This is a genomic window from Candidatus Pelagibacter sp. HIMB1509, assembly GCF_052047855.1.
GTDB lineage: Bacteria > Pseudomonadota > Alphaproteobacteria > Pelagibacterales > Pelagibacteraceae > Pelagibacter.
In genome coordinates this window covers 545057-558164 of record NZ_JBNAIU010000001.1, presented here as the reverse complement: position 1 = coordinate 558164, position 13108 = coordinate 545057, and the positions used below count along the sequence as shown (strand labels likewise).

At 30.0% G+C, this 13108-nt stretch carries 13 protein-coding genes; 2 read left to right on the top strand and 11 right to left on the bottom strand.

The window, feature by feature from the left end; translation table 11 throughout:
* Window positions 1–66: 66 nt before the first annotated feature.
* The 5 genes from recA to ACTTBO_RS02850 form a co-directional block, all read right to left on the bottom strand.
* Window positions 67–1218: a recombinase RecA gene (gene recA / locus ACTTBO_RS02870; protein ID WP_440633868.1), complete on the bottom strand. Its 1152-nt coding sequence runs from the start codon at window positions 1216–1218 to the stop codon at window positions 67–69.
* Between the two features lie 108 nt (window positions 1219–1326).
* Window positions 1327–2625, bottom strand: a complete 1299-nt coding sequence (locus ACTTBO_RS02865; protein WP_440656320.1) for a TolC family protein — start codon at window positions 2623–2625, stop codon at window positions 1327–1329.
* Window positions 2622–3590 (bottom strand): uridine kinase, encoded by a 969-nt coding sequence (locus ACTTBO_RS02860; RefSeq protein ID WP_440656319.1) that lies wholly within the window; start codon window positions 3588–3590, stop codon window positions 2622–2624. The genes ACTTBO_RS02865 and ACTTBO_RS02860 overlap by 4 nt, the downstream gene beginning before the upstream one ends.
* Window positions 3556–3921 carry a GFA family protein gene (locus tag ACTTBO_RS02855; protein ID WP_440656318.1) on the bottom strand — a complete coding sequence of 122 codons (366 nt, stop codon included), beginning with the start codon at window positions 3919–3921 and terminating at the stop codon, window positions 3556–3558. The genes ACTTBO_RS02860 and ACTTBO_RS02855 overlap by 35 nt, the downstream gene beginning before the upstream one ends.
* A gap of 13 nt (window positions 3922–3934) precedes the next feature.
* On the bottom strand, window positions 3935–4318 hold the full coding sequence (locus ACTTBO_RS02850; RefSeq protein WP_440656317.1) for a VOC family protein: 384 nt from the start codon (window positions 4316–4318) through the stop codon (window positions 3935–3937).
* Window positions 4319–4506: 188 nt separating this feature from the next.
* Here ACTTBO_RS02850 and ACTTBO_RS02845 point away from each other — a divergent pair, with 188 nt between their 5' ends.
* On the top strand, window positions 4507–4902 hold the full coding sequence (locus ACTTBO_RS02845) for a LexA family protein (protein ID WP_075506508.1): 396 nt from the start codon (window positions 4507–4509) through the stop codon (window positions 4900–4902).
* Entirely contained in the window at window positions 4880–6157 is a 1278-nt protein-coding gene (locus tag ACTTBO_RS02840; RefSeq protein WP_440618756.1) for a Y-family DNA polymerase, read from the top strand. The genes ACTTBO_RS02845 and ACTTBO_RS02840 overlap by 23 nt, the downstream gene beginning before the upstream one ends.
* A 12-nt stretch (window positions 6158–6169) precedes the next feature.
* On the opposite strand, the gene ACTTBO_RS02835 is transcribed toward ACTTBO_RS02840, so the two are convergent.
* The 6 genes from ACTTBO_RS02835 to ACTTBO_RS02810 form a co-directional block, all read right to left on the bottom strand.
* A complete protein-coding gene (locus ACTTBO_RS02835) occupies window positions 6170–7177 on the bottom strand; it encodes a heparin lyase I family protein (RefSeq protein WP_440656316.1) in 1008 nt (335 codons plus the stop codon).
* Complete coding sequence (locus ACTTBO_RS02830) at window positions 7158–8192, bottom strand: GMP reductase (protein ID WP_440613904.1); 1035 nt, start codon at window positions 8190–8192, stop codon at window positions 7158–7160. Before ACTTBO_RS02830 ends, ACTTBO_RS02835 begins: the two co-directional genes overlap by 20 nt.
* 68 nt (window positions 8193–8260) lie before the next feature.
* The gene (locus ACTTBO_RS02825) at window positions 8261–9427 is read right to left on the bottom strand and encodes a DUF1501 domain-containing protein (protein WP_440656315.1); all 1167 of its coding nucleotides are present in this window, start codon (window positions 9425–9427) and stop codon (window positions 8261–8263) included.
* Window positions 9424–10869 carry a DUF1800 family protein gene (locus tag ACTTBO_RS02820; protein WP_440656314.1) on the bottom strand — a complete coding sequence of 482 codons (1446 nt, stop codon included), beginning with the start codon at window positions 10867–10869 and terminating at the stop codon, window positions 9424–9426. Before ACTTBO_RS02820 ends, ACTTBO_RS02825 begins: the two co-directional genes overlap by 4 nt.
* Before the next feature lie 19 nt (window positions 10870–10888).
* A complete protein-coding gene (locus ACTTBO_RS02815) occupies window positions 10889–11758 on the bottom strand; it encodes a glycosyltransferase (RefSeq protein ID WP_440656313.1) in 870 nt (289 codons plus the stop codon).
* Window positions 11759–11761: 3 nt separating this feature from the next.
* Window positions 11762–13081, bottom strand: a complete 1320-nt coding sequence (locus ACTTBO_RS02810; RefSeq protein WP_440656312.1) for a glycosyltransferase family 39 protein — start codon at window positions 13079–13081, stop codon at window positions 11762–11764.
* Between the last annotated feature and the right edge of the window lie 27 nt (window positions 13082–13108).

Genomic DNA, 13108 nt, shown 5'->3' with positions numbered 1-13108 from the left:
TGTCTAGATGCAGTACAGGAAAAAAGGCGCTTATATTAAGCGCCTTTTATTAATAAAGATGACCTATTAATTCTTTTTTGATGGAGGAGTAGCTTCAGCTTTTGCTTCTTCTTTTTCAGCTACTTTCTTTTCTTTTTCCAATTTTTCAGGATCTATCGGGTTTCCTTCTATTTTTTTAGAAATAACACCAGCTTTTTCCCTAATTGCCATTTCTATTTCTGCAGCAACTTTAGGATTTTGAGCTAGATAAGTCTTGGCGTTCTCTCTACCTTGACCAATCTTCTCTCCTTTATAAGCATACCAAGCTCCTGATTTTTCAATAATATCTGCTTTGGAACCAAGATCGACCAATTCACCCATCTTGCTAATTCCTCTTCCATACATCAAATCAAATTCAACTACTTTAAATGGTGGAGCTACTTTATTTTTAACTACCTTCACTCTTGTAGAGTTACCAATAATTTCGTCTTTATCTTTGATAGCACCAATTCTTCTAATATCCATTCTAACAGATGAATAAAACTTAAGTGCGTTACCACCTGATGTAGTTTCTGGACTTCCAAACATAACTCCAATTTTCATTCTTATTTGGTTGATGAAAATCATCATTGTGTTTGTATTTGAAATTGAACTTGTTAATTTTCTTAAAGCCTGACTCATTAATCTTGATTGAAGACCAACATGATGATCTCCCATCTCTCCCTCGATCTCAGCTTTTGGTGTTAAAGCTGCAACAGAGTCGATTACAATAACTGAAATAGAGCCTGATTTTACTAGCGTATCAGCAATTTCTAATGCTTGTTCACCAGCATCTGGCTGTGAGATCAAAAGTTCTTCAGTATTTACACCTAATTTTTTTGCATAAACTGGATCTAGAGCATGCTCTGCATCAACGAATGCACAAATTCCACCAGCTTTTTGAGCTTCAGCAACAACTTGTAATGCTAATGTTGTTTTTCCAGATGACTCTGGTCCATAAACTTCAATTATTCTTCCTTTTGGCAATCCGCCTATACCTAAAGCTAAATCAAGACTTAAAGAACCTGTTGAAACAGACTCAATATCCATAGCTCTCTTTTGGCCAAGCTTCATTACAGAGCCTTTTCCAAAATTATCTGTAATTTGAGCTATTGCAGCATCTAATGCTTTGTTCTTTTCTTTAATATCCATTTCTTGATCTTTAGTAGATTTAACTACTTTTAGGTTACTTTTCGTCATTTTTTGCCTCTTTTTTTACGTTTTTTAACAGTCGAATCATGAATTAAATGTACACATTTTGTTCTCATTGGCAAGATCTTTGTTTTTAATGGATAAAAAAAGACTGAATTACTTGAGATTTAAATAGTCGCTATTTAAAAGTCCTACTGATTTTAAAACTCTGTATTGAGCTAACAAGTAGCTTCTTTCAGCTTCAGCAAGATTAATTTTTGCGTTTATTAAGTTTGATCTAGATTGAAGAACATCAAAAGTAGATCTTCCTGATCCACTTTCATATTCAAAGCTAATTCCTTCAGTTGCAACTTCCGAAGCTTTAACTTGTGATTGTACAGCTTGTAAAAAACTTCTTGAAGATTGCAAAGTTGACCAAGATGAAGTCACAGATTGTGTATTATTTTTTTGTGCATTCTCTAGTAACAATCTTTTCATGCCTTTAGCTTGAAGATTTTTACTCACATTAGATTTATTTTTTCCACCAAATTGGAAAGGCCAAGACACTGTTGCTTGTAAGACATCTTTTTCTCTTTCATCATAAGTTGCACTTAAATCATCAGTATAAGTTCTCTCTAAAGAAATTTTTGCTGTTGGTGAAAGATCTGATCTTGCAATTTTTACATCTAGCTCTGATTGTCCGTATTCTATTTCAGCAATAATTAATTCTGGACTTTTCTCTAAAGATATTTTTTTTGCTTCACCTAAATTTTTTGGAATGGCAACTTGTGCGTTATATATTTTTTTTAATTTTGCTTCTTCAGCAATTGTTCCAATTACATTTTCATAATTTAATTTACTGGTTACTATATTATTTTGGGCTTCAATATATCTTGCTTGTGCACCTGCAAGAGAAGATTGGGATTGCGCTAAATCAGATGCTGTAATTTGCCCTCTACTTAGTCTTGCATTATCTAATTCAAATTGTCTTTGAAGTAAGTTTACGTTTTCTTCATTAATATTTAATTTTTCATAAGCTAAAATTAATCCTGTGTATGCTTCAATAGCTCTTAAGAATATTTCTTGTTCTTTTTTAACTAATTTTGCTTTTGTTAAATTTAATCCTAACTTACTTTTTTCATATTCTGTTTTTCTTCCACTACCATCAAGTAATGTTTGTTCAAGTTTAATTGAAGAAGTCATAGCATCAGTATCAGTGATTGATGCATCTCCCCCACTTTGATTTGTAAGTTTATTGGTATCTTCAAAATTTTTTGTACTAGAAAGAGTTAAGCTAGGTAACAAATCACTTCTAGACATATTGATTACCTCTTGCTGAATTTCTAAATTTTTTCTCTCTGCTTGGAGCTCAAGATTATTATCAAAAGTTTGTTTAAGTGCATCTTTTAAAGTTGCTGAAAATGCACTTAATGGAAAAACTAATGCACAAAAGATAATTATTAAAAACTTTTTCATTTATTATATTTTATTGTTTTAATTTGATGGTTACTATTTAAATTTAAGATAATTGTAGAATATTTTGGTGCAAATTTAAACATGTTCTGTGTAATTCTTTGGTAAGTTTGCATAAAATTAATAACGTCTCCCTTACTCATTATTTTGTGACTAGATTTATTTTTGGTATTTAACCACAACTTATGCTCTTGTTTAAGTCTCCATTTCTGAAGCAAACTAAAATTTTTTGCTTTTAAATAAATCAGACAATTTAACTGAGAATATAGTTTTTTGTATTTTGTCTTTAATTGCTCATTTACATATTTTCTCCAAACAAGTTTTTGATCTTTAGTTCTTTCAAGTGAATTAATTGATTTTTTCAATGTCTTATTAACTTCTGCTCTTGCACCAACACACCAGCCCTCAAATATAATTACATCTGGTTGCTCTTTAATATTGTACCAACTTTTTTTAGGAGATCGGTCATCTACTGCCTTATTAAAACTTGGTAACTTTATTGATTTAAAGTTTTTGTTTTTTGATTTTTTAAAGAAATCCAACATAATTTTTACATCATGTGTTCCAGGCACTCCTCGTGTCATTAACATAGGATGAACTTTATTGGATAAAATAGATCTTTCTTTTCTAGTTTTATAAAAATCATCAATAGAAATTTTAAATACTTTTAATTTAAAATATTTTTCTAATATTATTTTTATAATTGAACTTATAGTTGTTTTCCCAGTACCTTGTCCTCCAGCCAAACCAACAAAGTAAGGTTTTTTATTATTTGCTTTTTTTGCAATCCAAAAACATACTGGAATTAGAAAAGACTTTAGCATCTTATCTTTGTTGCTAAATTTTTCTTTTGAAGTTTCTTGTGATTTAATAAATTTTAGACAATCACTTTTAACTTTTTTAAAACACTCAGCAGTAGATTGCATTAAATTTTTATTTTTCTTGGTCCATGGGATGGTTGAGACCATCAAATTGAGCTATCTCTTTTATATCTTCAACTTTAACTTCATCGACACAACCTAAATTAAATCCAGTCATAGCTGGTGCACTTCTTGGATTGTGATGAGTATAAATTCCACAATCAGTGCAAAAATAATGCTTAGCAACTTTAGTATGGTATTGATAAAGTTTTATTTTATCCTCACCTTTGGTAAGTTTGAAATCTTCATTTTTAACCATGCCCATTGTTGCATTTTTTCTTTTGCATATTGAACAATTACATCTAACTATTTTTGCTAATTCATTAACTGTAGAATTAATTTCGGCTTCTACAGATCCACAATGACAACTTAGTTTCATATATCTCCTTAATTTAAGTTAAAATACTTTTTGCTGCAATCTTATTTCCATCTAAATCACGAACGTATGCATAGTAATTTCCATCTTTTCTAACCCCTGGTCCACCTTCATCTGTTGCTCCTTTTGAAATTGCAACTTCATAAAATTTATCCACTGCTTCTTTAGTATCAGCTAATAAAGTAGTTTGTGAACCATTTCCAAAAGTTGCAGGCTCACCATTTACAGGATGCGTTACATAAAATTGAACTTTATCTGGATCACTTGAATGAGCATAACCCAAATACTTTTCTGTTTTTAAAATTCTTTTTAATTTTAAAGGTTCAAAAACAGCATCGTAAAAGTCACCTGATTTTTGATGATCATTAGAACCAACCATGACAAAATCTAAAACATTCATAATCAAACTCAGAATTTATATATTTAAATAACCAACTTAAACTATCTATGGTTGAAGTTATCCACAAGTCCACAATATTTGGATTGGATGTTCACGTTTTGATTCACTTTTGATTCAGTTACAGACTCAAAATACAACCTATTGAGTGTATTCAATAAATAGTCTATAAATTAGAACAAAACAAGAACATGAAACTAACAATCCCATATTATCTACATAAGGCAGGCGCTGGTTTTCCTTCTCCTGCAACAGATTATATCGAAGAAGATATCGATCTGAACATGCATTTAATAAGAAATGTTCCAGCAACTTTCATCATCAGAGTTCAAGGTAAATCTATGGTTGATGTTGGCATTAATGATGGAGATTTATTGGTCGTTGATAAAAGTTTAAAACCGAAAAATTTTTCAACTGTGATTGCAAATGTTCATGATGAACTTGTAGTTAAAACTTTAGTTCAAGAAAGAGATAAGAAATTTTTAACCTCTGGTTCTAAAGAGTTTTCTGACAGAATTTTAATTAATGAAGAACAAGATGTTTTTATTTGGGGAGTAGTTACTTATGTCATCCACTCAGTATACTAAGAAAATAGCACTCGTTGATTGTAATTCTTTTTATGTTTCTTGTGAAAGATTATTCAATCCTAAAATAAGAAAAAAACCTGTTGTCGTTTTATCTAATAATGACGGCTGTATCATTTCAAGATCTAACGAAGCAAAAGCTTTAGGAATTAAAATGGGAGAACCTTATTTTAAAGCAAAAGATATTATTGTTAAAAATAATGTAAATGTTTTTTCATCAAACTATTCTTTGTATGGAGATTTATCTAGAAGAGTGATGCGAACTCTTAAAAGATTTAATTCAGAAATAGAAGTTTACTCAATTGATGAAGCGTTTTTAGATTTATCAAACTTTAAAGATCAGGATGTAGAAAAAGTTGGGAAAGAAATAAGAGAAACTGTTTTGCAATGGACTGGTATTCCAACAAGTATTGGGATCGCAAAAACAAAAACATTAAGTAAAGTTGCAAATCATATTGCAAAGAAAAAACAATCAGGTGTTACAAGTTTAATTGGAATAGATAATTTAGATCCCATTTTAGAAAAAGTTGAAATTAATGATGTCTGGGGTGTTGGCAGACAATTAACTAAGTTTTATCAAAAGCATGGAATTTATAATGCTAAACAATTAAAAAATAAATCTAATACATGGATTAAGAAAAGTTCTAATGTTTTAAGTTCAAGAACAGCAATGGAGCTTAGAGGAATTCCTTGTATTGATTTAGAAACAACTACTACTAAAAGAAAGAGCTGCGTTGTTTCAAGATCATTTGGAAAAAGAATTGAAACTTTTCAAGAATTAAAAGAAGCAGTTGCAAACTATTGTTTAAATGCATCTGAAAAAATTAGATCAGAATCTTTAGTTGCAAAAGCAATTACTGTATTTGTAAGAACCAGCCCTTTTCATAGAAACTTTGGTTATTATTCAAATGCAAAGACGGTTGATTTTCCCATTGCAACAAACAATAGTATTGAAACTGTTAAAACTGCAGTTTCAATCCTTGAGAGCATATTTAAAAATGGTTATCGTTATCAAAAAGCAGGTGTGATGCTTACAGGTTTATCAAATGCAAGTGACAAAACAAATTTATTCACTTCTGAAAAAGATGAAAAAATAAATAGTTTAATGAGATCAATTGATAATACTAATCATCGGTATGGAAGATCTACTTTAAGTGTTGCAAGTGCTGGTGTTCATAAAAAATGGAACATGAGAAGGCAGTATTCTTCTAAAATTGATACTGCTGATTTTTATTGTTTACCAACAATTAGAGCTTAATTTTTTCAATTATTAACATTTTTGCATTAAATATCTAAAAAACTTACAATTTGTAAAAGTATAATCATCGTCTAATCCTTCAGGTCTTTTTTTAGATATAGAAATAGCATCAAAATATAAAATTTTAGTTGGATATTCTATTCCCCAGTCAATACTCCATGGATCTTTTGAGTATGATTTAACAGCAGTTCCTTTTCCTATTGCACCTTCGTCTAACCATTCTGTGACATCAGGTTTAAATCCATTTTCAATACTTTCTCTATAAAGCCATCTACTTACATAGGAATTGTATATTCCATATTTAAAGTTTGTACCGTTTTTTGAATAACTGCTTAAACCCTGTTTTGGAACTAATCTATTTTCAGGTAATTGAATTTTATTGGCACATGGAAGAAGAATTCTTTTTCCATCAACCCATAAACCTCCCAAAAACTCTCTGTCCTTATATGAAAATTCTTTATTAGCTTTCTTTCCATAGTTTGCATAAACTACGAAACTTGTCCATTTACCTTTTAGATTTTCAATCTTATCTAAAATACAACCCTTTTGACTTTTTTGACCAGCATCAAATTTTAACACTGTAAAATCATCTTTAAATCTAAGCTGCCAAACAGGTGGTCTTAATTTTTTAATTTTAGATTGTGCTATAGAATTTCCTCCTGCTGCACTAAAATTCTCTGGAACATAGATAGAAAAGGAATAATACATTTCTTTACCTTTCTTATGAAGTATTTTTCTTTCAACACGTGATCTGTCATTTGTGCAATCATCATATGATCCATCGCTACCACAGTCTCCATGACCTAAAGTAAATTTTTCAGAATATTCTCCTTCAAAAACAAAATCTTTTGATAACTCACTAGTTATTTGACCTTTTTTTGTTATTTTTGGACTTAAAGGAGTTTCTAGTTTTCCAAAAAATTTTTCTGCATATACATTCTTTGAAAATAATAAGAGAGTAATTATTAAAAATATTTTTTTACATTTTTTTAAATGTACTCTATTTAACAAAAGTATCATTAAATTGATTAGATACTCTTACAAAAGTAGTACATTTACTTAATTGTTTTAATGATGGTGCTCCTACATATGTACAACTACTTCTAACACCACCAAGAATATTTAAAACAGTATCGTTTATTTTGCCTCTATATTTAACCCTAACTTTTCTTCCTTCACTGCTTCTATAATCTGCTAAACCACCATAATGTTTTTTATTAGCAACTTCAGAACTCGATCCATAAAATTCAATGTATTTAGAGCCATTAACTTTTACTATTTTACCTTTTCCTTCATCATGACCTGCTAACATTCCACCTAACATTACAAAATCTGCACCCCCACCAAAACCTTTTGCAACATCGCCAGGACAAGTACATCCTCCATCTGCAATTACATGTGCACCAAGACCATGAGCTGCATCAGCACATTCAATAACAGCACTTAATTGTGGATACCCTACTCCAGTTTGAATTCTAGTTGTGCAAACACTTCCGGGACCTATTCCAACTTTTACAATATCTGCACCACTTAAGACTAATTCTTGTGTCATGTCTGCAGTTACAACATTTCCTGCAATAATAGTTTTGGTTGGATATTTTTCTCTTACTGATTTGATGAAATTTGTGAAATGTTCTGAGTAACCATTAGCAACATCAATACAAATAAATTTAAAAAAACTAAATTCCTTTAAAACCTTATCTAAGTTTTGAAAGTCTTCTTTTTTAATACCAACGCTAAGTGCAATGTTTGGATAGATTTTTTTAATATTTTTGTTTTGTTTTATTTTTTTTACATCATGTTGTTTTGTTAAACATGTGATCATTTGATGATCATTTAATTTTTCGGCAATACTTAGTTCACCAACACCATCCATGTTGGCAGCCATAATAGGAATTCCTGACCATTCGTTTTTGCTATATTTAAATCTGTAAGTTCTAAGAAGATTAACGTCTTTCCGACTTTTTAATGTGCTTCTCTTAGGTCTAAATAAGACATCAGAGTAATCTAGCTTAAGCTCTTCTTCTATTCTCATTAATGAGAAGGCTATAATTTCTAAAATACTATTTCAATTCAAATTGTAGGCTGTGGATAAGTTTTTGATTAAGCCTTAAAAAGCTTATCAGACATGTTTTGCAATTTGTCTCCGAAGAAAACTTCTTTTTCAATTCGATTAAAATCGAGATCAAATACTGTAGACATAGCAGATGCATAAACTGACCTTGCATCAATAGTGGCATTTAAATCTCTACCTTGATAAAGTTCATTTCTTTTTAACCCAGGCCAATCAGAATAAACTTGGCTTTTCTTTAATAATCCACCAGCCATAAACAAAGCTGTACCATACCCATGTTCTGTTCCATTTCCTCCATTCTGAGCAATCGTTCTTCCAAACTCAGTAACTGTTAGGATTAATGTGTCTTTATAAGAATCTTTTAAATTAACTTTGAGATTTTCAATTATTTCATCCATTTCAAGTAAGCATTTAGTATGAGTACCATTAATTCCTCCTTGTGCAGCATGAGTATCAAATCCATTTACTTCGAATACAGCTACTCTAGGACCATCTGGTTTTTTTAAATACTCAGCGGCGTGCTTTGATAGGTTGCCATTCTTTCTTTTACCACTACCAAAACCCATTCCCATCATCTCTTCATTTTTTCTCTTTTTAATAAAATTCATCATATCCAATAGTTCCTCTTCAGAATTATCTGCATAAATTGATTTTAACAATTCAAGTGTATCTTCTCTAGGTAGGCGATCATCCGAAGGATAGTAATTATTGTTTTTAGGAACTCCCCTCAATAACAATGGCATGGGCAAAGATAATGCTAAACCATCTCCTTTATAATTTGCTATTTTCATTGCTCTTCCAAGCCAGCCAGTTTTTTCTTGATAAGGCACTTTTCCACCTGACTCCATTAAGTTTTGGCCCTCAAAATGAGATCGAGCTGTATACGGAATACTGGTTGCATGAACAATGGAGCCAGTATTGTCTTTCCAACAATTATAAAAAGCATTTAATTTAGGATGAAGAGCAAAATCAGAGTCCAGTTTAATAGGATTTTCAATTAAAATTTTTTTTCTTCTCTTCTCAAAATTTTTATCACCTATTACTGGTACGGCAGTCAATCCATCCATACCACCTCTCAACATAATAACTACCAGATTTTTTTTTCTTGATCCTGAAGCTAACACTGGAAAATTAAATCCAGCTAAAAATAATGTAGTTGCAGTACCTTTTAAAAAATTTCTTCTTGATATTTTCATGCTTTTAATACCTCTGGTAAGTTAAATAACAAGATATGTTTTTCCTCGTTAGTTTTTGCCTTAGATAAAATTTTTAATATTTTGTCAGGGTTATCAAAATTGTTCCTAACTATTTTTTCATGAATATCATCGCTTATCTGATCATTTACATTATATTTATGGAAAGCTTTTTTAGCATACATAATTCTTCTTATAATCATTTCAGTTGACATCCAGTCCTTTTCAAAATCTGAGAATCCATTTGGTTGTTTTTGTCTATAGGGATGACAACCTAAATCCTCTAAAAACCAACCTTGCCACCTTATATCTCCAAATGGTTTTAATCCTAATTTATGACTGTCAATCATTTTTTCTTTTGTTGGATAAGAATACGTTGATCCTGACATGTTTATTGTTGTAAGCCACCAGTTTTCAGGATTTTGAAATTTTCTGTATTTGTCATTATATTCAAATGCAACTTTAATTGCGGCTTTATGTACTTCAGGAAGAAATCCATCTGATTGTTCCCATGCTTTAACAACAGGTGCTATCATTTCAGGTGTCGGGTTGTCAGTAATTAAATATCTACAAAGTTTTGTAGCGATAAATTCTCTGCATGAGGGATGTTTAACTAAATCTTTAATTGCAAGCTCTATTCCTTTTCTCCCACGTTTATATTCTTTTCCTAGAACAATTTTTTTTCCTGGTTCGTGATATTTAGATATGAAACCAACATCATTTCCATTATCTTTTTTCTTTGTCCATTTTGGCCTCCAACCAGTCATTATTTTAGCTAACTCTATAACATCTTCTTGAGTGTAGCCCCCATCTGGAGAAATGGTGTGAAGCTCCATTAACTCTCGAGCATGATTTTCATTTATAGTTGCTGGTTTCTTTTCTTTTCTTCTCCATTCCTGTCGACCACTTTCTGACTTTGGTCCTATGTTATCTTTATTATCTAAATGCATTATCATTGGCCATGCAAGGGTAGCTTGGATAGCCATAGTTTCAAATGTTTTGTCCATGTTGGCTCTTAAAAATTCTCTTTGATAAGCTCCAGTGGAAAAAGAAGCTAATGTTTGAGTATCACTAATCGTAAAATGATTGCCCCAAAAATACCAAAGTTTAGCAAGTACAGGGTTATTGCTTCTTATCCCCTCAGAATGTCTTATACAAATTTCATTAGCTCGCCAAAATTCTTTTCCAGTATCATATCTTAGTTGACGTTCTGCTAGCCTAAGTCCTTCTGGATCATTTTTATATTTTTTTCTTAAAGTTGTATTTTCCTCAACTCTTTGGGTGATCCAATACTTTCTCATTTCCTTTTCGGAATAAATATGTTTTCCAGTCCAGTTGAATTCAGGAATTTTTTCAACTTGTTTTTGAGCCCAAACTAGTGGATCTGATGGCTCTTTTTCATCAGGCTTTAAACCGAATGCAACTTTTCTAAAAAAGTTTTTCATTAATAAAATTATAAATAAATTATTTTATTTTATCAATATCGTGTATGTTTGTTAAAGAATTATTTAATTCCTCAATATTTTCTCTTAAAGCTAAACTGGAAATTGAATAAATCATTATTAATAACAAAACTAAAGGTAATGAGGTAACAATTGACGCATTACTTTTGATTAACAAAATATAAAAAACAATAAATAAAGCTGAACGAATTAAAACTGTTTTTCTAAACACACTTATTATTGAAAGAGAATGTTTTAATAATTTATAAAAACTCATTTGAGATGGACCAAAATATCTTTTTCCTCTGATTGATGGAGAAGAAATTAAATCTTTTTCTATTTTTTTTAATGAACCTGAAAAACTATTCCAAGTAGATTTTTCATCTAACATTTTTTTGATAGTTGCTTTTGAAAGACAAGTAAAATTACCAAATTTAATTGATTGCCCAGTAAATGCTAAAGTTAAAAACTTATGAAATTGGTAACATAATTTAAAGAACATACTTTCTGATCTTTTAACCCTTTCACCAACTATAGATCTGTCTCCAGCTTCCTTTGATAATTCGATTAAGTTTTTAATTTCCTCAGGTCTATCCTCACCATCGCCGTCCATAGGTATTACATAATCAAATTCCTTTTTCTCATAGATATATTTCAAACCAGAAGCAATACATCTTGCATGACCCCTGTTTTCTTTCATGTTAATGATTTCAATTGAGTTAAAGTTTTCAATGTTTGGGTAATCATCGATGATTTGCTGTGAGGAAGCATCATTAATTACCACCAATGATATTTCAGAATTTAAATCTTTTATCTCATGATTAATATTTTCAATTAATAACTTCAAAGACTCGCGGTCATTATAAACAGGTACTAAAATGACGTATTTCATAGATTATCTTGATCCAACACAGATACTATCAAGACACATATAATCTTTCAATTGATCAAGTTTCTCTCTTTGAACTATACCTTCCCAAACTGGTCTAGATTTTAGATGATAAGATAAATTGCCTGCATTCCATTCATCACCAAGTACTACATTAATAGTTGAGTCAAATTGCTGATCCCAAGCATATTGAGTTTTCATGGCAATTTCTTTACCTGGATAATCTGTTCTCTTGTCGTCTTTTGAAACAGAAACATAAGCATAAAGAACAGGTGATAAAAAGAAAAAGAATAAAAATCCAATCATAAAGGGTTTTAATTTTTTTAAATTTATTTGAGACTGAAATAAATAAACAATTAGTGTTCCAAAGAACAAATAAAATGGTGTCATCCACATTGTTCGAATTTTTGAACCTGTTATCAATGAAGTTAAAAACATCAGGGCAATTGGCAATATGTTTATTGCTAACAAAAATAATAAATTTTTATCTTTGAAATTTATTTTAAATTTAATTTTTTTAACCAATAACAACGTTAAAATTATAAATGGAATTAATATACCAATTTGTTTTCCTAAAAATATTAATGGAAATTTGATGTGATCAATTAAACTTGATTGCTCTAAACCTGTTCTTGCAAGTCCATAAGTAACTGTGATGAATTCATTATTATTTAACCAAATTAAGTGAGGAACTAAAGCAACTATAAATACTTCTATTATTATTAAATATTTAAAATCAAATTTTCTTTCTTTCTTAAAAATTAAATAAATAAATAAAAGTGCGATAGATACTAATAAGTAAATGAACAAATATTTTGATAAAAATCCTAAAGCACCAAACAGACCTATTAAAAAGCAATCCCAAAATTTAATATTTTTACCACTATAAATTTTCCATGAATAATAAGCTGTTAATGACCAAAAAGGTAATTGGCATACATTTACGTTAAACTCAGGTGTAGTAAAATTATAAAAATAAATTGTTTCAATTAGTAATACTGAAATTAAACCGAAAAAATTATTCTTAAGTATTTCATTTGAAAGTTTGAATACATAATAAAATGAAATAATTACAAAAATTTGGCTTAGTAAATAATAAACCCAATCCTGTGACCCAAAAATATCAAAAAAAACTTCAGGAAAAAAAGCACTCATAGGAGGATGCTTATTAAAACCCCAATCTAAATTACTTCCCCAAGCTAAAGCTTCAATTGTGTCTAAGGGCAAATTATGATTTGTGAGAGTTGGAATCAAAGTCCAAAAAATAAGATGAGATGTAACAAAAATATAAAAAAGATTATCTATATTTTTGTTATTAATGGTCATTAAGTAAATATTTATAATAATTCAGCT